This window comes from Ectobacillus funiculus (assembly GCF_004138295.1).
Taxonomy (GTDB): domain Bacteria; phylum Bacillota; class Bacilli; order Bacillales; family Bacillaceae_G; genus Ectobacillus; species Ectobacillus funiculus.
In genome coordinates this window covers 178,592-202,763 of the sequence record NZ_SCFM01000007.1, presented here as the reverse complement: position 1 = coordinate 202,763, position 24,172 = coordinate 178,592, and the positions used below count along the sequence as shown (strand labels likewise).

The following is a 24,172-nucleotide window of genomic DNA, read 5'->3' as shown; positions in this document are numbered from 1 at the left end:
ATAGCAGGAAATTTTAGGAACAAAGTATACGTGCAACCATGCCTCTGCCTTCGTCAATCGGTGAGTTTTCTTTACCTGTAGAGAAAGCAGCAAAATTAGAAAAATTTTTCTCACATGAAATTGGACAGTTAAGGTCATTTTAATAACAAGAAATTGAAACATATGCTAGTTTGACTGAGGAAGGTGGGTTCTTATGTTGAAGTTTACCTGGAATGTCTTTGCAAATACGGGCAACATTGAAACATATCTTCTCCTAAAAGAGCTTGAGAGTAACGGGGAAGAGGTACCAAACCAGCAAAATGAGGAGCTAGCAGAACTCGATTCTTCGATTTCTTGATCTTAGCTGTTCGGCCCGCGGAGGTAACGAACATGTTTCAAAAAATTGAGGGAATTGTTATTCGGACCACAGACTATGGAGAAACAAATAAAATTATCACAATTTTCTCCCGGGAGCTTGGCAAAATAGGTGTTGTAGCAAGGGGAGCAAAAAAACCAAAAAGTAGGCTCGCGGCCATTTCGCAGCCTTTTACACACGGCTATTTCCTCATTCAAATTGGTTCTGGTCTCGGCACAGTACAGCAAGGAGAAATTCTTTCTACGATGAGGGATTTGCGTGAGGATTTAATTGTGACAGCGTACGCTTCTTTTGTAATAGAGTTAACAGATAAAGCAACGGAGGACAAGCAGCCAAATGCATTTTTGTTTGAATTGTTATATCAAACGCTGCATTATCTGGACGAGGGAGTGGATCCAGAGATTTTAGCGCTCATTTATCAAACAAAAATGCTTCCGGTTCTTGGGTTTTATCCACAGTGGGATGCTTGTTCGATATGCGGTCAAGACGAACAGCTTACCGCCTTCTCTGTAAGAGAGGGCGGATTTCTATGTCAGCTTCATGCTAAGCAGGATCCTTATTGTATTCCTGTAAATGAGGCTGTTGGCAAGCTTCTCCGTTTATTTTATCATTTTGATTTAGCTCGTCTTGGAAAAGTATCGGTGAAAGAAGAAACAAAAAAACAAATTCAGACCATCCTGTACGCATATTATGATGAATACTGTGGAATTTATTTGAAATCGAGACGATTTTTGAGTCAGCTTGACAAATTTCATACATAGATAAGAACAGAGCCTATAGGAAATAGGTTCTGTTTTTGTATTTGCAGAAAGCTGTAAAGGACGAGCTGTTAGGCGCAAACAGAGGCGCAGCCCTACTTATACTGTATTCCTAAAATTTCTGACTACGTCGAATCACTTCTAGCTAGAAATTTATACTTTCCTACAGTATAAAAAAAGAAATGCTCCTTTACAAAATAGCGTTCTTTTTCAGGCACCCTATTTAGTATATAATGTTTAGAAGACAACATAATTTTATTTCGGATGCTGCGTGGCGAAGGTGGTGATTACCATAGAACTAAATAAAAGACAAGAACAGATCATCCAAATTGTGAAGGATAACGGTCCTATCACAGGGGAGGCAATTGCGGATCAGCTAAACTTAACGAGAGCAACGCTTCGGCCTGATTTGGCTATTTTGACAATGGCTGGCTATCTGGATGCTCGTCCGCGTGTCGGATATTTTTACACTGGGAAAACAGGGGGACAACTGCTTTCAGAAGCAGTTAAGAAGCTGGTGGTAAAAGAGTATCAATCCCTGCCAGTTGTAGTGGATAAAAACGTATCTGTATATGATGCGATTTGCACAATGTTTCTAGAGGATGTTGGCACTTTATTTGTAATCGACCATGATGCACTGCTTATCGGTGTTTTATCGAGGAAGGACTTACTTCGTGCGAGTCTGGGCAAACAAGAATTAACTGCTGTACCTGTTAATATCATTATGACAAGGATGCCTAATATTACAACGTGCCGAAGAGAAGATAGCCTCTATGAGGTTGCTAAAAAGCTCATTGAAAGGCAAATTGACGCGATGCCAGTCGTGAAGGAATCGGAGAAGGGTATTGAGGTCATAGGACGCATTACAAAAACAACAATCTCACGAGCATTTGTCGACTTAGTAAATAATGAATTGTTGTAATAGTATATCAGAAGTGAGGGAATGGGATGAATAGTCAAATAGTCTACGTTGTCTCGGATTCCGTAGGCGAAACAGCAGAGTTAGTTGTTCGAGCTGCGATGGGGCAATTTCTTTTTGTACCGGATATTCGCCGTGTGCCGTATGTAGAGGACACAGGAACTTTAAAAGAGGTAATTTCGATCGCCAAAAGCAACCAAGCGATGATTTGCTTTACACTAGTGAAACCGTGGATGAGAAGTTATTTAGTGGAAGAGGCAGCTAGAGAGGGCGTTCAAGTATATGATATTATCGGCCCTCTAATTGAACAAATTCAGTCTCAGACTGGGGCAACGCCTCGTTACGAGCCGGGTCTCGTTCGTCTTTTGGATGAGGAATATTTTAAAAAGATTGAAGCGATTGAATTTGCGGTGAAATATGATGATGGCCGCGATCCGCGTGGTATTTTAAAAGCGGATATCGTACTGATTGGTGTATCGCGTACATCTAAAACACCATTGTCTCAATACTTGGCCCATAAACGATTAAAGGTAGCAAATGTGCCGCTTGTTCCCGAGGTAGATCCTCCAGAGGAGCTGTATCGTGTACCGAAAGAAAAATGCTTTGGGTTGAAAATCGATCCGGAAAAGCTAAATGATATTCGCAAAGAGCGTTTAAAAACATTGGGCTTAAGCGATGGAGCAACCTATGCGAATATTGAGCGAATTAAAGAGGAGCTGCGTCATTTCGAAGCAATCGTTGATAGAATCGGCTGCAAGGTAATTGATGTATCTAATAAGGCAATTGAAGAATCGGCAAATGTAATTTTAAATATATATCAAAATCAACGTAGTCTATAGAACGCATTGGTGAAAAAGAAATAACAAGCTGTCTATTCCCTTTGGACAAATCGCTCTAAATGTTCACAAGAGTGATTTGTCCAAAGGGGAACCACATCAATTAAATCCAGCCTTTTTTCTCAGCGATACTGACGGCTTCTATTCAGTTTTTGGCGTCAAGCTTGCGGAGGATTTCTGAGATGTAGTTGCGGACAGTGCCGGAGGATAAATAAAGTTCAGCAGTGATTTCTTTGGTCGTTTTTCCAAAGGCTGCTGCTCGCAAGATTTCTTGCTCTCTTGGTGTGAGTGGATTTTCTTCGCGGATCACTTCGAAGGTTAGCTCGGGACTGAACACCCTTTTTCCCGTCATCACCTTGCGAATCGCATCTGCCAGCTCGTCAATCTCTCCATCCTTGAGGAGGTAACCATGGACACCGATTTTTAATGCCCGTTCAAAATAACCAGGTCGGGCGAAGGTAGTTAAAATAATCACCTTGCTTGGAGCGGCGTGATTCTTATAAATGTTGACCAGCCCTGGGCACGTTCCTGAACCATCCGAATCCCATGTGTCATAATCGCCGAGCCCATCACACTAAATGTTGTCATCGACATTAAATAATGCGCCTGCCACTGAGCCTGATCCTCGACATTCGTATTCACCACATTGGTAAAAATATAGTAAAAGATTATCGGCATTAACAGTGACCAAAAGACATAGTAACGATTTCGGAGCACTTTGATAATTTCTGCCCTGCATTGCAATTTTAATGTGTTCATCTTATATGACCTCCTTATGTCCGCTCGTCAGCTGCTTAAATGCCTCTTCTAGCTTACCGCCTTCAATTTGAATCTCACGTGTACCAATTTTTTCTTGGAACAGCAATTCCAGTACCTTATCTGTATTATTGGTTTGGATGTAAACACGATCATTTTTCCGAAAGATATCATTGATTTCTGGATGGAGATACAAATTTTCAAGTGATACTTCAGGATCGACCTTAAAGGAGACAGACTGCTTCGAAATCCTCGATTTGATTTGTTCAGGCGTTCCATCAGCGACAATTACGCCATCTTTAAAAAGTAAGATTCGCTCTGCCGCATCATCGGCTTCTTGCAGATAATGGGTTGAGAAAATAATGGTTTTTCCTTGCTCTGCAAGTACCTTGACCGTATGCCAAAAGCGATTTCTTGATGTAATATCCATCCCGACAGTCGGTTCATCAAAAATAATTAACTCCGGATTCCCTGCAAGCGCTAAGGCGAAGCTCAGTCGTCGCTTCTGTCCGCCAGATAATTTTTCAGCCATCGTCTTTAAATCATTCTCTGTGAGTCCTGTTAAGGTCACTAATTCCTGAAGCGATAGCGGATTGGGATAATAGCTTCGGATCAATTCAAGAATTTCTCGTACCATGAGTCCAGGCATTACGCTGACTTCCTGCAGCATCACACCGATTTTCTCTCGCACTTGTTTTTCACGAGGCTGGTGATTGAACAGCTTTATTTCACCTGCTGTTGGGGTAAGGAGTCCTAAAATCATTGAGATTGTTGTCATTTTTCCCGCTCCGTTTGGACCAAGAATCGCGACTACCTCTCCTTTTTTAATGGAAAAAGAGACGTCATTAACGGCTTTTTTATTTTGAAAGGACTTTGTTACATTTTTTAAGCTCACAACTTTGTTCATGTATAAATCACCTCCGGTTTTCTTGATTTCATTGTATGATCCAAAGCTGGTGAATTTTAGTAAGGGATGTCATGAATGTCAGGTGACAAATGTCATATTGTTGAGGTTTTGCAATGATTAGCGCATGAAATCTTCTAAAAAATGAGATGTTTTTGGATGTGGGAATATAAAGATGCCATAACGAATCCCAAATATGGGAATGATGGTAGTAGAAAATAAAAAAGTTTCTCGGTTAATAAAAATATTTTAAGGAAAATAAAAAGGGTTATAGCGAAATTGAGGGAAATGTATTATAATAAAAAATTGTGATAAAAACAATATATTTTACGTTTAGACTTTGTTTTTTCCGAATAAACTATGGGTAGAATGATGTAAGCATCTTTTTAAAGAAGTTGAGCAAAAATCTAGACAAGAAAACATGGATTGTGGAAGGATTCAAAGAAGGGATGTAGAATAGAGAAATATGCCAAAAATCAGCAAGATTTTTGTTGATGCGGATGCATGCCCCGTTAAGGAGGAAATTGTGCAAGTCTGTCAGGCATTTCATGTTCCCATTTACTTTGTGGCATCTTACGCCCACCAAACAAACTTTGGCGGAGGAACATGGATGTAAGTTGATTCTGTTCAAGATGAAGCAGACTTTCATATTTACAAGCATGCGAAGCTAGGAGATCTTGTCGTAACGCAGGATATGGGTTTGGCATCCCTGCTCGTGAAGAAAGGTGTACATGTTCTGTCTCCAAGAGGAACAATCATCACGGATGAGCAGATGGATACAATTTTATATAACCGATATGTATCTGCAAAATTGCGCAGAGAAGGAACCTTTTTAAAAGGCCCAAAAGCATTTTCCAAAGAAGACAAAAAGAAATTTCAACAAAGTTTACAAAAAATATTGTCGAATCATGAAGGAATTCACTAATTTGTATCGAATACAACATACAATACGGAGATGGAGCTTATGACGAACCGAATTCCTGAAGAAGTAATAGAGCAAGTTCGTCGTTCCGTTGATATTGTAGACGTTATAGGCGAATATGTTCAATTAAGAAAGCAAGGACGAAATTATTTTGGATTATGTCCTTTTCATGGAGAAAGCACACCTTCTTTTTCCGTCTCAGCTGATAAACAAATTTTTCACTGTTTCGGCTGTGGCGAAGGAGGAAATTCTTTATCATTTCTCATGAAGATGGATGGTATTTCGTTTACAGAAGCAGTGAAAAAGCTAGGAGAAAAAACGGGTGTAGATGTAACACAATATATTTCTGAACAAGACAGTATGGTAGAACAGCCGCAAGCCGATTACACCTCCAGCATGGTAGAAGCGCATGAACTGCTCAAAAAATATTATCATCATCTTCTTGTGAATACAAGGGAAGGAAATGAAGCCTTTCAATACTTGCTTGACAGGGGGATTTCGAGAGAGATTATGCTTCGGTTTGAAATCGGATATGCGAGTTCTTCTCGAGATCATGCTGCTAAAGTGCTGCAAAAAAGAGGCTTTTCACTTCCTCTTATGGAACAGGCCGGCCTTGTCGTACAAAGTGAACAGGACGGCTCCTATTATGACCGCTTTCGTAATCGCATCATGTTCCCGATTCAGAACATGCAAGGCAAGACTGTTGCGTTTAGCGGAAGAGCAATCGGACAAGATAATCCAAAATATTTGAATAGTCCAGAAACTCCTGTTTTTCAAAAAAGCAAGCTGCTTTACAATTTTCATTATGCGCGTCCATCGATCCGGAAACAGCAGCGAGTGCTGTTGTTTGAAGGATATGCTGATGTATTAGCTGCCATTCGCAGCGGCTTTGAGGAGTCAGTTGCGACAATGGGAACCGCATTAACAGAAGAGCAGGCTAAGATTCTTCGCCGTAATACAGAAACTGTAGTTCTTTGCTATGATGGAGATAAAGCTGGACAAGAGGCAACTGAAAAGGCCGGCCGTGTTTTGCTGAACATTGGTAGCCAAGTAAGAGTAGTTATGCTTCCAGACAAGCTTGATCCAGATGAATATGTACGAACACACGGTGAGGCTGCATTTCAGAATCTTGTGGAGAACAGTGGTAGCTTTATTGACTTTAAGCTTCAGCATCTCCGCTTCGGACGAAATTTGCAGGATCCGCAGGAGCAAGGAGAATATGTACAGGCCGCAGTTCGAGAGCTTGGAAGGTTAACGACTTTTGTACAAGCACAGCCCTATTTACAGTTGCTTGCAAAAGAGTTTCCATACCATATTGAGGACTTGCGAAATGAATTGCGCCAACTGCAGCAAGTGCAGCAAAAAAAGGAGCGCCATACCATCGCGCAAGCCGCACAGCCGGTAAAGGCGAAGCCGAGGTTTGCTGGTTATGAAAGAGCTGAGCGAGAGTTGATTTACCATATGCTGCAAAGCGAAGAAGTGACTCAGCGTGTCCAACCGTTTATTGAATATTTTCATACAGAGGAACATAAAGGGATTTTATATGAACTGTATGCATATTATGAAAAAGGATGCGAACCTGACATCAGTCACTTTCTCAATTGGCTTTCGAACGAGCCGTTAAAAAACATTGTAGCAGAACTCGCAACAGACGAAATGATTAATACGGAGTATTCCGAAGAGCTGCTTCAAGGGAATCTCGATTCTCTCTATAAGCACAAGCAAAGGATAGAACAAATGAACCGTGTTTTTGAACTGCGAAACCTAGAACGAACAGATCCTTTAGCAGCAGCCAGGTTCGCACAAGAGCATATCATTAATAAGCGAAAAGCAAAACAATAGCTTTTTCTATTATAACAAGTTATAATTTTTATTTGTATCTCGCGTAAGGAGGGGAACAAATGGCTGACAAATCAGCTCGTTCTAAAGAAATGGAAACTGATGTGACTTTCGAGCAGGTAAAGGAACAGCTTACAGAGCTCGGCAAGAAACGCGGCGTTCTTACATACGAGGAGATTGCAGAACGCATGAACGGATTCGAAATCGAATCTGATCAAATGGATGAATACTATGAATACTTGGGGGAACAAGGCATTGAACTCATAGGTGATGCTGAAGAAGACCCAAATGTTCATCAATTAGAAAAAGAAGAAGAATTCGATTTAAATGATTTAAGCGTTCCTCCAGGCGTGAAGATCAATGATCCGGTTCGGATGTACTTAAAGGAAATCGGGCGTGTCGATTTGCTTTCCGCTGAAGATGAAATCCAATTGGCAAGACGTATTGAAGAGGGCGATGAAGAAGCAAAGCGCCGTCTTGCTGAAGCAAACTTACGTCTCGTTGTTAGTATTGCAAAGCGTTATGTAGGTCGCGGCATGCTGTTTCTTGATTTAATTCAAGAAGGGAATATGGGATTAATTAAAGCGGTCGAAAAGTTTGATTACCGCAAAGGTTATAAGTTCAGTACGTATGCAACATGGTGGATTCGCCAAGCGATTACACGTGCGATCGCAGACCAAGCGAGAACCATTCGTATTCCTGTGCATATGGTTGAGACGATTAACAAGCTTATTCGTGTGCAACGCCAATTACTCCAAGATCTAGGTCGTGAGCCAAGTCCAGAAGAGATTGGTGAAGAGATGGATCTAGCACCAGAAAAGGTACGCGAAATCTTAAAGATTGCACAAGAACCTGTTTCATTAGAAACACCGATTGGCGAAGAAGATGATTCGCATTTAGGTGATTTTATTGAAGACCAAGAAGCTACTTCACCGGCTGATCATGCTGCATACGAATTGCTAAAAGAGCAGCTTGAGGATGTGCTTGATACATTAACAGACCGGGAAGAAAATGTGCTCCGTCTTCGATTTGGATTAGACGATGGGCGTACGCGCACACTAGAGGAAGTAGGAAAAGTATTTGGTGTTACGCGAGAACGTATCCGTCAAATTGAAGCAAAAGCACTTCGTAAATTAAGACATCCTAGCCGCAGCAAACGTCTTAAGGATTTCTTAGAATAACCGTTTAAGAAAGTTTACTTCATTGCAGGTGAAGTAAACTTTTTCTTTTCTGCCTTAAGAAAGGATAAATTTCCAGTTAGGAGTTCATTCGACATGGCAGGGGATTCTAGGAATAAGGTGTAAGTGCAGCTATGCCTCTGTCGTTGCCTCGAAAACTTCTCTCATGCTTTTGTAGAGAAAGGAAATGCTAACCAGTTACAATTCTTGTAATTTATTTTACAGAATTGTCTATTGATTTGCAAATGCTCATTTTATTATTTTTCGAGCAAATTCTGTGTTGGTTTACAATATTTAAGTTGAATAGTAGGAGTTTTTGCTGCATCTCGAAGATTTTTAGCAAAAAAATTTAGAGGATATTTCTTTCATTTGTCAAAATAAAAATACATATTTTATAAATTATGGAAAAAAATAAAAAAATTAGGGGATTTTCCTCCCGTTTTGGAGTTTATGCTTTTCCGATAGAGCGTTTTCAAGTACAATAGAACTGTTCATACAAAAATAGTTAATGGGGTACATAGAGGGGGAGAAAAGAAATGAAACGCAACCCGTTAATTCCGTTCGCATTGATTGCAGCTTTAGGGATTGCTTTAACGTTTCTGCTTTCATTCCAAGGGTTATACAAGGCGGAACAACTGGCGGATGCCGAGAAAAATGGTGGCACAACAACGCAAACAGCTGCTGCGAAGCCAGAAGATATTGTGAAGCAAACTTGTGTAAGCTGTCATGGGGACCAGCTACAAGGAAATATTGGTCCAAACTTGCAAAAGGTTGGCGACAAACTGTCTAAAGAGGATATTCAAGGTGTTATTCTAAATGGTAGAGGAAACATGCCAGCTGGGTTACTTCCGGCTGATCAGGCTTCCAAAGTAGCAGAATGGCTGTCACAAAAAAAATAATATATTAGACCCTTTGTACATGTTTACAAAGGGATTTTTTTTTACTTTAAGTATAAATTCCTAGTTGAAGGACAATTCGACGTAGCGAGAAATTTTAGAAATACAGTATAAGGGCAGCAGTTGAGTTTAATTTCCCTTCCTCATTATGACCTAACCGGCTTTCTTATGCTAAAATAAGTCGTTACTGTCGCTTGCAACAGTATAAAAAAATTCTTATGATGAAGAAAACAAGTAAAGGATGAACAGAATGAACGAGGTAAAGCTTTCAAAGAGGCTGCAGGCCGTTGCGGAAGAAATTATCCCGCAATCCGTCTTAGCTGATATCGGATCGGATCACGCATATTTGCCATGTTATTGCGTGTTACATAACAGAATTGTTTCTGCAATTGCTGGCGAGGTGGTAGAGGGACCATATCAATCGGCAAAAACGACAGTTGAACAGCTTCATTTAGAAGATAAGATTTCCGTACGCAAAGGAGACGGCCTGTCAGTTCTTGCTGGCGGGGAAGCAGATGTGATTACGATTTGTGGTATGGGGGGTGCTCTCATTCGCGATATATTGGAGCGAGGGAAAGGGAAGCTGCAAGGGGTGCAGCGTCTCGTGCTGCAGCCAAATATTGGAGCCCATAATATTCGCCAATGGTTAATTGAAAATGGATGGGAGCTGAAAAAGGAACAGATTTTAAAAGAGGACGGAAAAATTTATGAAATTTTGTGTGCTGAAAAAGGAAATCCCATGCAGCCTTATGAGGAGCAAGAGACAGCAGGAGTACTGATGGGGCCGTTTTTATTGCCGGAGAAAAATACCGTGTTTGTAGAAAAGTGGCAGCATGAGTTAAAGAGTCTTAAAATGATTTATGAACAGCTGAACAAAGCGGCTGAAACAGAGGAAACAGAAAGAAAGCGGCAGGAACTGCTTGAGAAAATCGCTCTTATTGAGGAGGCGTTAGGATGAGCAAAATTCCAAACGGTCATGAGATTATTAGCTTATTTGAAACAATGTATCCAAAAGCTTTTGCGATGGAAGGGGATCCTATTGGCTTGCATATCGGTGCTTTAAACCGTCCTGTTACAAATGTACTAATCGCATTAGATGTAACAGAAGAGGTTGTGGATGAGGCGATTGAGAAACAGGCAGGTTTAATTATTGCGCACCATCCGCTTGTATACCGCCCATTAAAAACGATTCACACAGATACCGCTTATGGCCGAATCATCGAAAAGTGCATCAAGCATGATATTGCCGTATATGCTGCTCATACAAATGTTGATATTGCAAGCGGCGGGGTAAATGATTTATTAGCTGAAGCGCTCGGTTTAATGCAAACGGAGGTTTTGGTGCCGACATACGAGGAAAATTTGAAAAAGCTGGTTGTTTTTGTCCCTGTCTCGCATCGGGAATCAGTGCAGCAAGCTTTGGGAGATAGCGGTGCAGGACATATTGGAAACTACAGCTCTTGCACCTTTAATGTGGAAGGAACAGGAACCTTTTTACCTCTAGAGGGAACCAACCCATATACTGGAACAGCAGGGAAGCTTGAGCATGTTGAGGAAGTACGGATCGAAACCATTTTCCCAGCGTCCCTGCAGCGTAAAGTGGTACGGGCCATGCTTGCGGCTCATCCATATGAAGAGGTTGCGTACGATATCTACCCGCTTGAGAATAAAGGAAATGTGCTAGGCTTAGGAAAAATAGGATATTTACCAGAGGCCATGACACTGGAGCAATTTTCCGGATATGTAAAAGAACGATTAGACGTCCCGGCTGTTCGAGTTGTCGGAGCGCTGCAGGATACAGTGAAAAAGGTGGCAGTTGTTGGTGGAGATGGGAATAAATACATCAAACAAGCGAAGTTTAAGGGCGCAGATGTGTATGTTACAGGTGATTTGTATTATCACGTCGCACATGATGCCATGATGCTTGGGTTACATGTTGTGGATCCGGGACATAATGTAGAAAAAATTATGAAGGCAGGGGTGCAGAAGCAGCTGCAGCAAAAAGCAACAGAAAAGAAATTGGCTGTTACAGTACACGCATCCACGATTAATACGGAGCCATTTACATTTATATAGACAGGGCTGTTACATTCATCACTACAATATAAAGTTCTTGTTATGCATAAAAAACAAATCTCTGTTGCAAAATGAACCCATGAACAAAAAGTACCCTCATTATAGAAACAGATAAAGTTGACTAATCTTTTCTCGATAGGGGGGTAGGGGTTTTTCTCTAGAGAATCCTTTTTAGGAAGAAGTAAAACGAGTGATATACTCCGTTCCTGCTTTTTATTGATGCCGAGCGCAGGGAGGGCATTCTTGCCAAAGAATAAGGAAAGAAGGGCTAGCATGGATCATTTCGATTCGATGGCAAATCTTGGACTATTAATCATTCGATTAGTAGTGGGAATCACATTTATTGGACATGGTTGTCAAAAATTGTTTGGATGGTTTGGAGGGGCTGGTGTAAGCAATACGGGAGAATGGTTAGAATCTATCGGAATTAAGCCAGGAGGGAAGATTTGGGCTGTTCTAGCTGGATCATTTGAGCTTGTTGGAGGAATCCTTTTCGCTGCTGGAGAGCTCACTTCCTTAGGGGCTATTCTTATCATTATCATTATGATTGATGCCATCGTGACAGTGCATGGCCGCAATGGCTATTGGCTTACAAATAATGGATTTGAGTATAACATGGTCCTAATTGCGGTGACAGCTGGCGTAGCGTTAGTAGGTCCAGGTGATTACGTATTGCTTTATCGACCATAATTGTAACAATTTTGTTTTTCAATAGCTTAAAAAGCGGAAGAGCCCTCTCTTCCGCTTTTTATATATAATTTTTTAGGTGCCGCCCTACAGCCAAGGTCTATTCCCTTTCGCGGAATACCCTTCTCCAGTGTTATGAAAAAAACAGTTAGCAGTGAAAACCCTATGGAAAGCTTCTATGAATCAAATTTTCCTGAACCTCTCGTTTTGTACGTGGATTATTTTACACTGTAAGAAAGTATAAATTTCTAGCTGGAAGACAATTCGACGCAGCAAGAAATTTTAGGACTACAGTATAAGGGCAACTACGAGAGCAAAGGCTAGGTGTGCTAGCGCTCCTGATCACTTCGTTTTCACTTTGGGTAAAATCTTAGAAAGCGGTACCTGTCGCTTGCGTTCCCATGTTGCGGGATTGGATGGATCGTATTGCTCAATGAAGGCAATGACTTCCTTTGTAATTGGTGTAGGAGTAGAAGCACCTGCTGTAATCGCAACAGTTTCTACACCTTTAAGCCACTCGAGCTGAATTTCGCTTACATCTGAAATACGGTATGCATTTGTTCCGGCAATTTCCATAGAAACTTGAGCCAGCCGATTGGAATTATTGCTTTTTGGATCGCCTACGACAAGGGTTAGGTCTGCTTCTTTTGCTTGATCAGCCACCGCTTCTTGACGAACTTGTGTTGCCAGACAGATTTCCTTATGGAATTCTGCTGTAGGATAACGCTCTTGGATTTTTTTCATGAGATTTTGTACATCCCATTGGCTCATCGTTGTTTGATTTGTAACCAAAATTCGATCGGTTGGCAGATTCAAAGCAGTTACGTCCGCTTCCTTCTCGACAAGATGTACAATATCAGGTGCGATACCAATTGCCCCCTCCGGCTCTGGATGTCCTTTTTTGCCAATATAAACAATATGGTATCCATGTTCCTTCTTATCGCGGATTAAATCATGTGTCTTTGTGACGTCAGGGCATGTAGCATCAATAGTTGTTAACCCCTTCTCCTGCGCGCGTCTTTTGACTTCAGGGGATACACCATGCGCTGTGAAAATTACAGTGCCAGACTCTACCTGTTCTAAAATTTCAAGACGGTTTGGACCATCCAATGTAATAATGCCCTCTTCTTCAAATGCATCAGTTACATGTTTGTTGTGGACGATCATTCCTAATATATAAATTGGTCGTGGTAAATCTTTATCAAGCGCCGCATTGCGCGCAATGACCATCGCGTCTACCACCCCATAGCAATAGCCGCGTGGGGCAATTTTAATTACCTTCATCGTATTCCTCTCCTTTTTAGCAAGGACTTTCACCAGCTAGTCTTCTTCATTATAAAGGAGGAGAGGAGCCTTGACAAAGCTATACATATAATTTTGGTGATGATGTTTTCGTGGCAGCAGGTGAAGCTGGCTGCTGTGGCGGCGTTTGTGTGTCTTCTACTGTTGGATTATTCTGTTTCTTCTCTTCTTTCTTAGCTGTTGGTTTTGTTGGTTTTGACGTTTCTTCTTGTACAGCTATTGGTGCTGCCGATGTTGTCGCCTCTGTTGTTTTCTCTGTTGTTTTCTCTGTTGTTTTCTCTGTTGTTTTCTCTGTTGTTGCCTCTGTTACTGCCTCTGTTGTTGTTTCCTTGTTGCTGCTAGGGGTAAGTGCACTTAAAATTTTCGTCAAGTTTGGGAATTTTTGCATAAGCGGGCCATATTGCTGCACAACGGGAGTGACAGTTTGCGCAACTTGCACAATCTTTTCTACATTTCCTACGATAGCGGAAGGGTTGGCGACCAAGTTAGAAAAAAAACTGCCAATTCCTCCTGTGTTGCTTGCTGTTGCAGCGCTTGTTGCTGCAGCCTGCGGGATCATCCGGATATTCGTCTGGGCTGCCGGTTGTTGACGGGGATGCATCATAGGCTGCTGCGTCTGGGAGCCGTAGTTGTTGTTTGGCATAAAGGGTGAACTGGTATCTTGCGAATTTTTATTTTTCTTTCCAAACAGCTTTGATAAAATTCCTCCTTGCCGTTTTTGTTGCATTGGCATTTGCTGCATGGGCATTTGCTGCATGGGCATTTGCTGCATTGGCATTTGCTGCATGGGCATTTGCTGCATGGGCATTTGCTGCATTGGCATTTGCTGCATTGGCATTTGCTGCATGGGCATTTGCTGCATCGGCATTTGCTGCATGGGCATTTGCTGCATTGGCATTTGCTGCATCGGCCTTTGCTGCATTGGCATTTGCTGCATCGGCATTTGCTGCATCGGCATTTGCTGCATCGGCCTTTGCTGCGTCGGCATTTGTTGCATCGGCCTTTGCTGCGTTCGCCTTTGCTGCGTATCCCTTCTCATTCCTCCAGCTGGATATGGGTGTGATTGCGGCATGTACATCATCGGTTGGCGGGGAGGTATTTGTGGCTGGCTCATAAAAAGCACTCCTTTCTTGTTGGTGTATACACTACCATATGCAGCAACAAGAAAAGAGGTTAGTTTTCCAAGCATAGCATCAAACTAATAATAGCTTTTCCATGTAGAATTCGTTATAATGATAACTTGCCTGATTTGTGCGTTAAATAAGGAGAAAGAAGGTGGAACAGATGACAGCATCATTTGAACAGTTTGCATTTCAGCCGTTTTTATTAAAGGCTGTGAAGGATCTGGGCTTTTTAGAGCCAACTGAAATTCAGTGTAAAATTTTTCCGATTGCGAAAAAAGGACATAGTGTTATCGGTCAATCACAAACAGGTTCCGGTAAAACACACGCGTACTTACTTCCAATTTTACAGGCAGTTCAACCACAGCAGGAAGAAGTGCAGGCTGTAATTACAGCGCCGACACGTGAATTGGCGCAGCAAATTTATCAAGAAATTCTAAAGCTTACGAAATTCTGCCAAGAGGAACAGCTGATCACCGCACGTTGCTTTGTTGGTGGAACGGACAAGCAGCGTACAATTGATAAGCTGAAAAAGCAGCCGCATATAGTTGTTGGTACACCTGGACGCATCCACGATTTAGTCGAGGAGCAGGCATTATTTGTACATACAGCTTCGACCATTGTTGTCGATGAGGCAGATTTAATGCTTGATATGGGATTTATTGAAGATGTTGATAAAATTGCAGCGCGGATGCCGCAAAAATTACAAATGCTCGTTTTCTCAGCAACGATTCCTGAAAAACTTAAGCCGTTTTTGAAAAAGTATATGGAAAATCCAGAGTATGTACATATCAATCCGAATCAGGCAGCCGCACAAAACATTGAGCACGCGATTATACCGCTGCGCCATCGTAATAAGAAGGATCTATTGAAAGATATTCTGATGCAATATCAGCCGTATTTGGCGATTATATTTACAAATACGAAAAAGAATGCAGAAGAAGTTGCGCAGGCGCTAGCGGAGCGCGGATTAAAGGTTGGCCGCATTCACGGTGATTTGGCACCGCGTGAACGCCGGAAAATGATGAAGCAAGTGCATGAATTAGAGTACCAATATATTGTTGCGACAGACTTAGCGGCTCGTGGTATTGATATCGAAGGAGTTAGTCATGTTGTGAACTATGAACTGCCTGATGATCTGGATTTCTATATTCACCGCGTTGGCCGTACGGCACGCGCTGGTTTTTCTGGAACCGCCATTACAATTTACGAACCAAGTGATGAAGAAGCACTAGATAAGCTTGAGAAACGCAAGATTGAATTCCGTCATATTGACTTACGAAGCGGTGAATGGGTCGACCTTGGTCCGCGCAGAAAGCGTCAAAGCCGCAAAAAGCAAGAAAATGAGATGGATGTTATGGCGAAGAAGGTTATCAAGAAGCCAACTAAAGTTAAGCCAGGATATAAGAAAAAATTAAATGAAGAACGAGAGAAAATTAAACGGAGATACAGTAAGAAAACGAAATAAGGGGGCGTGCTCCTTTGTTTCGTTTTTTATACTGTAAGAAAGTGTAAATTTTAGCTAAGAGACAATTCGACGTAGCGAGAAATTTTAAGAATACAGTATAAGTAGGGCTACGCCTCTGTCTTCGCCCAAGAGCAGGGCTCGCCAGTCGGCGAGTTTTCTTTAGTAAACAAATGAGGTGATATATATGCTGAAAATAGGTTCACACGTATCAATGAGCGGTAAAAAAATGCTGCTTGCATCTAGTGAGGAAGCCGTTTCTTACGGAGCTACGACATTTATGGTGTATACGGGCGCGCCGCAAAATACGAGACGCAAGCCAATTGCGGACTTGAATATAGCGGCGGGGCTTCTTCATATGCAGGAGCATGGCATTGAGGAGATTGTTGTGCACGCTCCTTATATTATTAACATCGGCAATACGCAAAATCCTGATACCTTTCAGCTCGGGGTTGATTTTTTACGTCTGGAAATTGAGCGGACTGAGGCATTGCAAGCGGCGAAGCAAATTGTCCTGCACCCAGGAGCGCATGTTGGAGCAGGAGCAGATGCTGGCATCGCTAAAATTATTGAAGGTTTAAATGAAGTGCTGACTGCAGATCAAACAGTGCAAATTGCTTTGGAGACAATGGCTGGAAAAGGCTCTGAGTGCGGCAGAAGTTTTGAGGAAATCGCTAAAATTATTGAAGGGGTAACGCATAACGAGAAGCTGTCTGTTTGTTTTGATACATGTCACGTACACGATGCCGGTTATGATATTGTAAATGACTTTGACGGGGTACTAGAGCAGTTTGATCGTATTATCGGTATTGATCGCATCCGCGTGCTGCATATTAATGACAGTAAAAACGAACGCGGTACGCATAAAGACCGTCATGAGAATATCGGATTTGGACATATCGGCTTTGAAACGCTTAGCTATATTGTCCATCACCCGCAGCTGCAGCACATTCCCAAAATCCTTGAAACACCTTATGTCGGAGAAGATAAAAATAATAAAAAAGCTCCATATAAGCAGGAAATTGAGATGCTGCAAAGCCGAACCTTTGACCCGGAGATTTTGAGTAAAATCATGTTGTGAAGAAAACTCGCCGATTGGCGAGTTTTTAAGAGGAGACAGCCTTATGTACTAAAAAGGGGGAGGGCTCACTCCTCCTTTTTAGTTTAGCAGATTTTGCAGTAATGTATTTACTTGTTGAGCTGTTGATGGTGAGGTTACCTGTGCGATTTGTTTGATAAGTTCAATTCGCTCTATGTGACTATAAATGTTAATATTCTTCCCTTTTATGAGGGAAACAATTTTTTGTGCTTGGTCTTCCGTAATGGGAATTTGATACTCCTTGCTTAATTTCAGCAATTCATTCGTTGTGATGTTGTTTAGCTTTTTATTTACAATTTGCTGAATGAAGTTCATACGCTTCCTCCTTTTCCGCTATCTAACGGAATATATGTAAAGGAAGCTTGTTCATATTCCTTTGTTTTCCCAACTTGAAGAAAAGTATGGTATAATAAAGTTTATCTAACTTTGTGTAAAATGTCACAATAGCAGTATACACGTAGACGTAAAATAGTAATCTTGTAAAGGAGAAGCGATGGGGAATAAACAACATAAAAAAGAAAGCTTAGGTCATATTTTATATCGTTTAGTGATGATTATGATTGGGGCGGCTTGTGCAGCAGTAGCGATTGAGCTATTTTTGATTCCGAATAAAATTATTGATGGCGGAATCATTGGTATCTCCCTCATTTTGGACTTTATTGTACCGCAAAGTGTCTGGTGGCTTAACTTTTCCACTTTAGTAATCCTCCTGAATTTACCTTTTATGTACTCCGGGTACAAACAAATCGGAAAAACATTTATGTTTTCTTCAATTTTTGCAGTCATCTGCCTTGCTGTTATTGAAGGTGTGCTTCATCACTTTCAGCCATTCACAACAAATCCGATTTTAGCTACTGTATTTGGCGGTTTAACTCTTGGGGTTGGCGTTGGGCTTGTCATTCGACATGGGGGTTCTTTGGATGGAACGGAAATTTTAGGAATTCTGCTTACAAAGAAGCTGCCCTTTTCTGTTGGAGAGTTCGTGATGTTTATGAATATCTTTATTTTTGCTTGGGCGGCATTTGTGTTTGGGCTTGAGCAGGCGATGTATTCAGTGATGACATATTATATTGCATTTAAAACCATTGATACGGTCATTCAAGGTCTTGATGAAACAAAGGCAGTGATTATTGTTTCAGACTATTATGAGGATGTGTCAAATGCCATTTTGGACCGTCTTGGCCGCGGTACAACGAAGCTTGTTGGCAAGGGAGGATACACGGATAAAGAGAAAGAGGTTATTTATGCGGTTATTACTCGCCTTGAGGTAACGAAGCTGAAAAGCATTGTGCACGAAATTGATCCAAAAGCATTTATTACAATTATGAATACGCAGGAAACAAAAGGTGCAAAGTTTAAGTCTGCAATTCATTAACAAGAGATGGTGCCATCTCTTGTTTTTTCGTGCGGCAGGCAGGAGTATAGAAAAGATCTAGTCTAGTGTAAGATAAATGAGTTTACAATTGGTGTGAACTGTACTATAATTCGAACAGATATAAATCGGAAGAATTCTGAATTATAAAGGTGAGATACGATGAATCATATTATAGAAATTGATCATTTATCGTTTCAGTACGAGGATCAAAAGGTGCTGGAGGATATTCATTTACATGTTCGTAAGGGTTCCTTTCTTGGGCTTGTTGGCCCAAATGGATCCGGCAAATCCACCCTTCTAAAATGTATATTGGGGATTGTAAAGCCAAAGCAGGGAACGATTCGGTTATTTGGTATAGATAGCCGTAAGTTTAAAGACTGGAATAAGATTGGCTATGTATCACAAAAGGCAAATAGCTTTAATTCTGGATTCCCAGCTACTGTATTTGAAGTAGTATCGATGGGGCTTGTATCAAAGACGGGTTTGTTTCGATTTTTGAATAAGTCACAAAAGAAAAAGGTGAAACAAGCCATTACGGATGTTGGGATGAGCGAATTTATGAACCGTAATATCGGAGAATTATCGGGTGGACAGCAGCAGCGTGTTTTTATTGCCAGAGCACTTGTAAGTGAGCCGGAGCTGCTCATTTTGGATGAACCGACAGTAGGTGTTGACGCTGAGAATGTGCAAAATTTCTACAGTATGCTGGAGCATTTAAATACAGAGCTGGGAATTACGCTAATTCTTGTTACACACGATATCGGAGCTATTACAGAAAAGGTAACGCATGTTGCTTGTTTGAATAAGCACTTGCATTTTCATGGAGAGACGGAGCTGTTTGAGGAGCGGAAGAACCATGATTTGTCGGCATTTTATGGACATCATATTCATCTGCTTGAACATAGTCATGAGCACCACGGAGGGACAAGATGATACAAGATTTTTTGCAGTATGATTTTTTGCGTAATTCGCTATATGCCGCTGTTCTTATTGGTCTTGTTGCCCCGCTACTTGGCGTGTTTATTGTCATTCGGCGATTGTCGCTTATTGCCGATGCGCTTAGCCATGTAACGCTTTCTGGTATTGCCGCAAGCTTACTTTTGGAGAAAACATTATTTCCAGGCGGATTTATCAATCCATTATATATGGGGATGGTGTTTTCGATTGGCGGAGCGCTTTTCATTGAAAAGTTGCGGGCTGTATATAAGCATTACCAAGAGCTGGCAGTGCCGATTATTTTATCGGGCGGCATCGGTATTGGTGTGATTTTTATTTCGTTGGCTAATGGATTTAATACCGATTTATTCTCCTATTTATTCGGAAGCATCAGTGCGGTAAGCAAGGGAGATCTTACGGTTATTATCAGCATAGCTGTTCTTGTTCTTGCAACAGTTTTCCTCCTATATAAAGAGCTGTTTTTACTTTCCTTCGATGAGGAGTATGCAACTGCAACGGGCCTGCGTGGGAAATGGATTCATTTCATTTTTATTGTACTGGTGGCTCTTGTGATTGCTGCATCTATGAGAGTTGTCGGCATTTTACTTGTATCATCGCTCATGACCTTACCAGTGGCGGCGAGTATTCGCATTGCAAGAGGGTTTAAACAGACTATCTTCTTTTCTATTCTTTTTGGAGAACTGGCTGTTGTTGGAGGACTTATCACTTCATATCAACTGGATTTGGCTCCAGGAGGGACAATTGTGATGATTGCTGTTGCAATTTTGGTAGGAGCGATCATGTGGAAAAAGAAAAAAACAGCGTAAAGTAGGGATGGACATGAATCTGACAGAAGCGTTAAAGCTGATGAAGGAAAAAGGCTTCAAGCATACGGGAAAGCGTGAAGATATGCTGAATCTATTTTCTTCACATAATAAATATTTAACGGCAAAAGACGTGTTGGAAAATATGAAGGATACCTATCCGGGCTTAAGTTTTGATACCATCTATCGCAATTTAGCTCTTTTTGTGAAGCTTGGTATTTTAGAACAAACAGAATTGAACGGGGAGAAGCATTTCCGCTTTACATGTTCAACGACACAGCACCACCATCATTTTATTTGTCTCGACTGTGGGCGAACGAAGGAGGTTCACCTCTGCCCGATGGATGTATCCTTGTCGGGATTTGAAGGCTTTGAGGTAACAGGACATAAATTCGAAATATACGGGAAATGTCCGGTTTGTGTAAAATAAAACAAGGGACTTTTGCTTAAAGTGTGAAAAAGAGCTTGGAAGACGTTCCAAGCTCTTTTTCTTGTATTGATTATGTTTAGTCTGTACATCATGTTGGATGTCCGCTGTTTATTTTGTTTCTTGTTTTGCTTTTTCAGCGTAGTATTCCTCAGCAATCTTATCTACTTCTTTTTTCAATTCCTCTACCATTACAGATTCCGGTACCTTACGGACAATTTCACCTTTGCGGAAGAGGAGGCCTTCACCGCGGGCGCCGGCAATACCGATATCCGCTTCCCGTGCTTCTCCCGGGCCGTTTACGGCGCAGCCTAATACAGCTACCTTAATCGGTGCTTTTATTTTGGAGATATATTCTTCCACTTCATTCGCAATGCTAATTAAATCAATTTCAATGCGGCCGCACGTTGGGCATGAAATTAACGTAGCAGCATTGGAAGAAAGGCCAAATGATTTCAGTAATTCGCGTGCAACCTTTACTTCTTCTACTGGATCGGCACTTAAGGAAATGCGCAATGTATTGCCAATACCCTTGCTTAAGATTGCACCAAGACCTGCTGCGCTTTTTACCGTTCCGGCAAACAATGTTCCTGATTCTGTAATACCAAGATGAAGCGGGTATTGAAAGGCCTTCGCTGCTTTCTCATATGCTTCGATTGCCAGATTTACATCAGATGCCTTCATGGATACGATAATATCATGGAAGTCGAGGTCTTCTAAAATCTTAATGTGATGAAGGGCGCTCTCTACCATGCCGTCCGCTGTTGGATAACCGTATTTCTCGAGAATATGACGCTCTAAAGAACCAGCATTTACACCGATTCGAATTGGAATCCCTTTTGCTTTTGCGGCATTTACCACTGCTTCTACCTTTTCGCGTCTTCCGATATTTCCTGGGTTGATACGCACTTTATCTACGCCGCCCTCAATGGCCTTTAAAGCAAGGCGGTAGTCAAAGTGAATGTCTGCAACAAGAGGAATATTAATGCGCTTTTTAATATCGGCGATGGCGTTTGCAGCACGTTCATCTGGAACGGCAACACGAACAACCTGGCAGCCTGCTTCCTCTAGACGGAGAATTTCTGCCACTGTTGCCTCGACATCATGTGTCTTCGTTGTTGTCATACTTTGTATTACTAACTCATTATTTCCACCGATTGTTAAGTTTCCGACTTTCACCGGTCGGGTTTTTGTACGATGTGTAATTTCATTCACGAACATATCGCTCTCCTTGTAAAAGAGTTAACCGTAATGGCTGCTTTCCTGATCATATGAATACTGTCTTAAGCTCTCTGCCTTCCCAAAGGAAGCTCCTTCGATTGAAGATAGAGAATTCTAGCCCGTACTCTTGTTTTAGTTTCGCGCCACAGTTTTTTGCGGTTTCCTTTGCGACTCTTGTATGCTGTAGGCGAACGATAGCCAGCAGACGAGTGCTATTTACGCAACTACTACCACAGTAGAGTCGTTCTAGTTAATTTTACTATAGAAATAACTGTTTTGCTACGTAAAAGAGCGACTCAGCCTCTTTCTGCTCATCAGGCTGCGCCTTTCACATTTCTTGCACTGTAAGAAAGTATAAATTTCCAGCTGAAAGCCAATTCGACGTAGCGGGAAATTTTAGCAATACAGTATAAGTGCAACTACGCCTCTGTCTTCGCCCAAGGGCAGGGCTCGCCAATCGGCGAGTTTTCTTTAAAGGTCTGTTTTTTAGGCATAAAGGATAAAAGTAAGAGGTTCTTCATTTATATAATGGGAATTTATATGTCTTTCCTATTCTTATCTTAGATGGGGATTCGTTTGTATTTAGCTTTTTAAAATCATTTGTAATCATATCTACAGAAGGTAACGTTCCTTCTTTGCTAATGGCTTCTACAATGGACAGAACGGTATCGCCGCTTTTGACCTCGATTTTTTTGTATGCAGCATCGGCTTGTTTTTGTTCACTTGTGCTGGAACCCATCGCAGGCTTTGCAGTTGCTTCCTGTGCTTTTGGTTTGAGAAGCGGCAGTGTGCCAACAGTTATATCGTAAAATAAAGAGTATCCAATGAGTAAAACAAACAGTGTTATGCCGATGCGTTTCATGCATTCTCCTCCTTCTTTGTAGAGAATATATGCTTGTCCTATAAAAAAATGCCGCAATAGGCGGCATTTTTACAAGTTTTTTTTCTCTTTTATAGGAGGAATTTCTTTTAATGTTAAGAAAAGAACAAAACACGAAACAACGACAAAGATTAAAAACGAATGTAGGACCGTTATACTTAAAAACTTCATAACCATAAAAAATACGATTGGGATTGTAAAGCTGTAAGCTGTCAGCGTCCATGCCTGTTTATAGTTAACATTGCGATTCATTTGAGCAGCAATAAGCCTGCCAATGAAAGCAAGAGCGGTCACACCAAATAACATGATAAAACTGTCAAATAAATACAAAAGCACACCTAAAACGACTAAGGCAATCGGATAAATGCTTCTAATCATGCTAAGAAATTCTTCTACATCCGTTTTCGAGATCGTAGTATCGTTTAGTAACGAATATGTATATGCTTCATTGTTTGTATCCGAGACAAGAATGGCTTTATGTTTTAAGAAAAATAAGCCATCCTGATGTGTGAGGGAAGAGGGAAGTTCCTCGCTATTTGGGTCAAACAAGAATACAAAATCATTTTCGTTTTTTAGAATCGGTTCCTGTATATCCGCTTTTAGTTCTCCTTGCTCGATTGTAAATTCTGGAATTTCTGATTGTACAGTTCGTTCAACAAGAGATAGTTCTGTACGTACCAAATTTGTCAAATGAACCATTTCCGGAATAAGCATAAGTAAAGAAAGGAGGAATATGTATAAAATTGATTTTCCGATTTTTTGAAATCGATAGCGTGCCATAACTTTTGGAGAATATAAGCTTTTGTACAACTGCTGGAATATTGACATGATTTCACTTCCTTATTATTTTAAAATTCAGCACTTTTATTGTAACGCAGCAAGAAGAAGAAGAACAAGGAATAGCTATGGAAAAATATACAAGAATATGGAATAATTACGATTGACACAATTGTTTTACATATGATAAATTTATATATGTCTCAAGTGTGAAGGCTTTCATGGCGGTGTAGCTCAGCTGGCTAGAGCGTACGGTTCATACCCGTAAGGTCGGGGGTTCGATCCCCTCCGCCGCTACTATCAAGGACCCTTAGCTCAGCTGGTTAGAGCAGACGGCTCATAACCGTCCGGTCGTAGGTTCGAGTCCTACAGGGTCCATTTTGGAAAAGTATCCAATTGCTTCAAGGGATCACACTCGAAATGTGGTAGGCGTGCAAGCGTGCGTGAGTTCGAATCTTACCTTTTCCGTTCTGCCATACATATATCTAACAGCGCAAGCTCCCGAATTGGGGGCTTTTTTATACTGTAAGAAAGGATAATTTCTAGCTGGAAGACCATTGGACGTAGCGAGAAATTTTAGGAGTACGGTATAAGGGCAACTGCGCCTCTGTCTTCGCCA

25 protein-coding genes, 3 tRNA genes and 2 pseudogenes are annotated in these 24,172 nt (G+C 41.3%); 21 read left to right on the top strand and 9 right to left on the bottom strand.

Annotated elements, in window-relative coordinates; all coding sequences use genetic code 11:
- Positions 1 to 193 precede the first annotated feature (193 nt).
- The 4 genes from EP737_RS07300 to EP737_RS07285 all read left to right on the top strand — a co-directional run bounded on the left by EP737_RS07300 (position 194) and on the right by EP737_RS07285 (position 2,871).
- The gene (locus EP737_RS07300; protein WP_129727292.1) at positions 194 to 337 is read left to right on the top strand and encodes a YqzL family protein; all 144 of its coding nucleotides are present in this window, start codon (positions 194 to 196) and stop codon (positions 335 to 337) included.
- 32 nt (positions 338 to 369) lie between these two features.
- Complete coding sequence (gene recO, locus EP737_RS07295; RefSeq protein ID WP_129727290.1) at positions 370 to 1,116, top strand: DNA repair protein RecO; 747 nt, start codon at positions 370 to 372, stop codon at positions 1,114 to 1,116.
- Between the two features lie 280 nt (positions 1,117 to 1,396).
- On the top strand, positions 1,397 to 2,035 hold the full coding sequence (gene ccpN, locus EP737_RS07290; RefSeq protein WP_205650895.1) for a transcriptional regulator CcpN: 639 nt from the start codon (positions 1,397 to 1,399) through the stop codon (positions 2,033 to 2,035).
- 26 nt (positions 2,036 to 2,061) lie between these two features.
- Positions 2,062 to 2,871, top strand: a complete 810-nt coding sequence (locus EP737_RS07285; RefSeq protein ID WP_129727288.1) for a pyruvate, water dikinase regulatory protein — start codon at positions 2,062 to 2,064, stop codon at positions 2,869 to 2,871.
- Between the two features lie 142 nt (positions 2,872 to 3,013).
- Here the strand turns inward: EP737_RS07285 and EP737_RS07280 are convergent.
- From EP737_RS07280 to EP737_RS07270, 3 genes and pseudogenes are all read right to left on the bottom strand, one after another.
- Positions 3,014 to 3,349 (bottom strand): annotated as a pseudogene (locus EP737_RS07280) (LuxR C-terminal-related transcriptional regulator); the annotation flags it as partial.
- Between the two features lie 2 nt (positions 3,350 to 3,351).
- Positions 3,352 to 3,627 (bottom strand): annotated as a pseudogene (locus tag EP737_RS07275) (ABC transporter permease); the annotation flags it as partial.
- Position 3,628: 1 nt separating this feature from the next.
- Positions 3,629 to 4,531 (bottom strand): ABC transporter ATP-binding protein, encoded by a 903-nt coding sequence (locus tag EP737_RS07270; RefSeq protein WP_129727286.1) that lies wholly within the window; start codon positions 4,529 to 4,531, stop codon positions 3,629 to 3,631.
- A gap of 463 nt (positions 4,532 to 4,994) precedes the next feature.
- On the opposite strand from EP737_RS07270, the gene EP737_RS26850 reads away from it, so the two are divergent.
- From EP737_RS26850 to EP737_RS07235, 8 genes are all read left to right on the top strand, one after another.
- Positions 4,995 to 5,144: a hypothetical protein gene (locus EP737_RS26850; protein ID WP_246040194.1), complete on the top strand. Its 150-nt coding sequence runs from the start codon at positions 4,995 to 4,997 to the stop codon at positions 5,142 to 5,144.
- A gap of 33 nt (positions 5,145 to 5,177) precedes the next feature.
- Positions 5,178 to 5,453 (top strand): DUF188 domain-containing protein, encoded by a 276-nt coding sequence (locus EP737_RS26845; RefSeq protein ID WP_246040198.1) that lies wholly within the window; start codon positions 5,178 to 5,180, stop codon positions 5,451 to 5,453.
- A gap of 39 nt (positions 5,454 to 5,492) precedes the next feature.
- Positions 5,493 to 7,292, top strand: a complete 1,800-nt coding sequence (gene dnaG, locus EP737_RS07260; protein ID WP_129727284.1) for a DNA primase — start codon at positions 5,493 to 5,495, stop codon at positions 7,290 to 7,292.
- 59 nt (positions 7,293 to 7,351) lie between these two features.
- A complete protein-coding gene (gene rpoD, locus EP737_RS07255; RefSeq protein WP_129727282.1) occupies positions 7,352 to 8,470 on the top strand; it encodes an RNA polymerase sigma factor RpoD in 1,119 nt (372 codons plus the stop codon).
- A gap of 533 nt (positions 8,471 to 9,003) precedes the next feature.
- Entirely contained in the window at positions 9,004 to 9,366 is a 363-nt protein-coding gene (gene cccA / locus EP737_RS07250) for a cytochrome c550 (protein WP_129727280.1), read from the top strand.
- Between the two features lie 247 nt (positions 9,367 to 9,613).
- A complete protein-coding gene (locus tag EP737_RS07245; protein ID WP_129727278.1) occupies positions 9,614 to 10,321 on the top strand; it encodes a tRNA (adenine(22)-N(1))-methyltransferase in 708 nt (235 codons plus the stop codon).
- Positions 10,318 to 11,439, top strand: a complete 1,122-nt coding sequence (locus tag EP737_RS07240; protein WP_129727276.1) for a Nif3-like dinuclear metal center hexameric protein — start codon at positions 10,318 to 10,320, stop codon at positions 11,437 to 11,439. Before EP737_RS07245 ends, EP737_RS07240 begins: the two co-directional genes overlap by 4 nt.
- A gap of 291 nt (positions 11,440 to 11,730) precedes the next feature.
- Positions 11,731 to 12,129 carry a DoxX family protein gene (locus EP737_RS07235; protein WP_129727400.1) on the top strand — a complete coding sequence of 133 codons (399 nt, stop codon included), beginning with the start codon at positions 11,731 to 11,733 and terminating at the stop codon, positions 12,127 to 12,129.
- Positions 12,130 to 12,468: 339 nt separating this feature from the next.
- Here EP737_RS07235 and EP737_RS07230 read toward each other — a convergent pair whose 3' ends face one another.
- Positions 12,469 to 13,410, bottom strand: a complete 942-nt coding sequence (locus EP737_RS07230) for a 4-hydroxy-3-methylbut-2-enyl diphosphate reductase (protein WP_129727274.1) — start codon at positions 13,408 to 13,410, stop codon at positions 12,469 to 12,471.
- Positions 13,411 to 13,489: 79 nt separating this feature from the next.
- The gene (vrrA, locus tag EP737_RS07225; RefSeq protein ID WP_165350719.1) at positions 13,490 to 14,542 is read right to left on the bottom strand and encodes a VrrA/YqfQ family protein; all 1,053 of its coding nucleotides are present in this window, start codon (positions 14,540 to 14,542) and stop codon (positions 13,490 to 13,492) included.
- Positions 14,543 to 14,712: 170 nt separating this feature from the next.
- Between vrrA and EP737_RS07215 the strand changes: the two genes are divergently transcribed.
- Together EP737_RS07215 and EP737_RS07210 are read left to right on the top strand one after the other, a co-directional pair.
- Positions 14,713 to 16,017, top strand: coding sequence for a DEAD/DEAH box helicase (locus tag EP737_RS07215; protein ID WP_129727399.1), 1,305 nt, complete (start codon positions 14,713 to 14,715; stop codon positions 16,015 to 16,017).
- A gap of 184 nt (positions 16,018 to 16,201) precedes the next feature.
- Positions 16,202 to 17,095: a deoxyribonuclease IV gene (locus tag EP737_RS07210; protein ID WP_129727268.1), complete on the top strand. Its 894-nt coding sequence runs from the start codon at positions 16,202 to 16,204 to the stop codon at positions 17,093 to 17,095.
- 78 nt (positions 17,096 to 17,173) lie between these two features.
- Here the strand turns inward: EP737_RS07210 and EP737_RS07205 are convergent, their stop codons facing one another.
- Entirely contained in the window at positions 17,174 to 17,428 is a 255-nt protein-coding gene (locus EP737_RS07205; protein ID WP_129727266.1) for a DUF2624 domain-containing protein, read from the bottom strand.
- A gap of 178 nt (positions 17,429 to 17,606) precedes the next feature.
- Here EP737_RS07205 and EP737_RS07200 point away from each other — a divergent pair, with 178 nt between their 5' ends.
- From EP737_RS07200 to EP737_RS07185, 4 genes are all read left to right on the top strand, one after another.
- Positions 17,607 to 18,488 (top strand): YitT family protein, encoded by an 882-nt coding sequence (locus tag EP737_RS07200; RefSeq protein WP_129727264.1) that lies wholly within the window; start codon positions 17,607 to 17,609, stop codon positions 18,486 to 18,488.
- A 159-nt stretch (positions 18,489 to 18,647) separates the two neighbouring features.
- Entirely contained in the window at positions 18,648 to 19,421 is a 774-nt protein-coding gene (locus tag EP737_RS07195) for a metal ABC transporter ATP-binding protein (RefSeq protein WP_129727262.1), read from the top strand.
- Complete coding sequence (locus EP737_RS07190) at positions 19,418 to 20,251, top strand: metal ABC transporter permease (protein ID WP_129727260.1); 834 nt, start codon at positions 19,418 to 19,420, stop codon at positions 20,249 to 20,251. The genes EP737_RS07195 and EP737_RS07190 overlap by 4 nt, the downstream gene beginning before the upstream one ends.
- A 13-nt stretch (positions 20,252 to 20,264) precedes the next feature.
- Positions 20,265 to 20,678 carry a Fur family transcriptional regulator gene (locus EP737_RS07185; RefSeq protein WP_129727258.1) on the top strand — a complete coding sequence of 138 codons (414 nt, stop codon included), beginning with the start codon at positions 20,265 to 20,267 and terminating at the stop codon, positions 20,676 to 20,678.
- A 108-nt stretch (positions 20,679 to 20,786) separates the two neighbouring features.
- Here EP737_RS07185 and ispG read toward each other — a convergent pair whose 3' ends face one another.
- From ispG to EP737_RS07170, 3 genes are all read right to left on the bottom strand, one after another.
- Positions 20,787 to 21,881 (bottom strand): flavodoxin-dependent (E)-4-hydroxy-3-methylbut-2-enyl-diphosphate synthase, encoded by a 1,095-nt coding sequence (ispG, locus tag EP737_RS07180; protein ID WP_129727398.1) that lies wholly within the window; start codon positions 21,879 to 21,881, stop codon positions 20,787 to 20,789.
- 532 nt (positions 21,882 to 22,413) lie between these two features.
- On the bottom strand, positions 22,414 to 22,758 hold the full coding sequence (locus EP737_RS07175; protein ID WP_129727256.1) for a hypothetical protein: 345 nt from the start codon (positions 22,756 to 22,758) through the stop codon (positions 22,414 to 22,416).
- Between the two features lie 69 nt (positions 22,759 to 22,827).
- A complete protein-coding gene (locus tag EP737_RS07170) occupies positions 22,828 to 23,604 on the bottom strand; it encodes a DUF1189 domain-containing protein (protein ID WP_129727254.1) in 777 nt (258 codons plus the stop codon).
- A gap of 172 nt (positions 23,605 to 23,776) precedes the next feature.
- Between EP737_RS07170 and EP737_RS07165 the strand changes: the two genes are divergently transcribed.
- From EP737_RS07165 to EP737_RS25470, 3 genes are all read left to right on the top strand, one after another.
- Positions 23,777 to 23,850 (top strand) — tRNA-Met (locus tag EP737_RS07165).
- A 7-nt stretch (positions 23,851 to 23,857) separates the two neighbouring features.
- Positions 23,858 to 23,931, top strand: a tRNA-Ile gene (locus EP737_RS07160).
- A gap of 4 nt (positions 23,932 to 23,935) precedes the next feature.
- Positions 23,936 to 24,021, top strand: a tRNA-Ser gene (locus tag EP737_RS25470).
- The last annotated feature ends 151 nt before the right edge of the window (positions 24,022 to 24,172 follow it).

Excerpts from the sequence above, each read along its gene's own strand:
- dnaG (WP_129727284.1), top strand. The coding sequence starts at position 5,493 with ATGACGAACCGAATTCCTGAAGAAGTAATAGAGCAAGTTCGTCGTTCC.
- EP737_RS07270 (WP_129727286.1), bottom strand. The coding sequence starts at position 4,531 with ATGAACAAAGTTGTGAGCTTAAAAAATGTAACAAAGTCCTTTCAAAAT.
- EP737_RS07215 (WP_129727399.1), top strand. The coding sequence starts at position 14,713 with ATGACAGCATCATTTGAACAGTTTGCATTTCAGCCGTTTTTATTAAAG.
- EP737_RS07210 (WP_129727268.1), top strand. The coding sequence starts at position 16,202 with ATGCTGAAAATAGGTTCACACGTATCAATGAGCGGTAAAAAAATGCTG.
- EP737_RS07245 (WP_129727278.1), top strand. The coding sequence starts at position 9,614 with ATGAACGAGGTAAAGCTTTCAAAGAGGCTGCAGGCCGTTGCGGAAGAA.
- EP737_RS07230 (WP_129727274.1), bottom strand. The coding sequence starts at position 13,410 with ATGAAGGTAATTAAAATTGCCCCACGCGGCTATTGCTATGGGGTGGTA.
- EP737_RS07285 (WP_129727288.1), top strand. The coding sequence starts at position 2,062 with ATGAATAGTCAAATAGTCTACGTTGTCTCGGATTCCGTAGGCGAAACA.
- EP737_RS07240 (WP_129727276.1), top strand. The coding sequence starts at position 10,318 with ATGAGCAAAATTCCAAACGGTCATGAGATTATTAGCTTATTTGAAACA.
- recO (WP_129727290.1), top strand. The coding sequence starts at position 370 with ATGTTTCAAAAAATTGAGGGAATTGTTATTCGGACCACAGACTATGGA.
- EP737_RS07185 (WP_129727258.1), top strand. The coding sequence starts at position 20,265 with ATGAATCTGACAGAAGCGTTAAAGCTGATGAAGGAAAAAGGCTTCAAG.
- EP737_RS07235 (WP_129727400.1), top strand. The coding sequence starts at position 11,731 with ATGGCAAATCTTGGACTATTAATCATTCGATTAGTAGTGGGAATCACA.
- EP737_RS26850 (WP_246040194.1), top strand. The coding sequence starts at position 4,995 with ATGCCAAAAATCAGCAAGATTTTTGTTGATGCGGATGCATGCCCCGTT.
- EP737_RS07200 (WP_129727264.1), top strand. The coding sequence starts at position 17,607 with ATGGGGAATAAACAACATAAAAAAGAAAGCTTAGGTCATATTTTATAT.
- EP737_RS07300 (WP_129727292.1), top strand. The coding sequence starts at position 194 with ATGTTGAAGTTTACCTGGAATGTCTTTGCAAATACGGGCAACATTGAA.
- EP737_RS07195 (WP_129727262.1), top strand. The coding sequence starts at position 18,648 with ATGAATCATATTATAGAAATTGATCATTTATCGTTTCAGTACGAGGAT.
- EP737_RS07175 (WP_129727256.1), bottom strand. The coding sequence starts at position 22,758 with ATGAAACGCATCGGCATAACACTGTTTGTTTTACTCATTGGATACTCT.
- cccA (WP_129727280.1), top strand. The coding sequence starts at position 9,004 with ATGAAACGCAACCCGTTAATTCCGTTCGCATTGATTGCAGCTTTAGGG.
- EP737_RS07190 (WP_129727260.1), top strand. The coding sequence starts at position 19,418 with ATGATACAAGATTTTTTGCAGTATGATTTTTTGCGTAATTCGCTATAT.
- EP737_RS07205 (WP_129727266.1), bottom strand. The coding sequence starts at position 17,428 with ATGAACTTCATTCAGCAAATTGTAAATAAAAAGCTAAACAACATCACA.
- EP737_RS07170 (WP_129727254.1), bottom strand. The coding sequence starts at position 23,604 with ATGTCAATATTCCAGCAGTTGTACAAAAGCTTATATTCTCCAAAAGTT.
- vrrA (WP_165350719.1), bottom strand. The coding sequence starts at position 14,542 with ATGAGCCAGCCACAAATACCTCCCCGCCAACCGATGATGTACATGCCG.
- rpoD (WP_129727282.1), top strand. The coding sequence starts at position 7,352 with ATGGCTGACAAATCAGCTCGTTCTAAAGAAATGGAAACTGATGTGACT.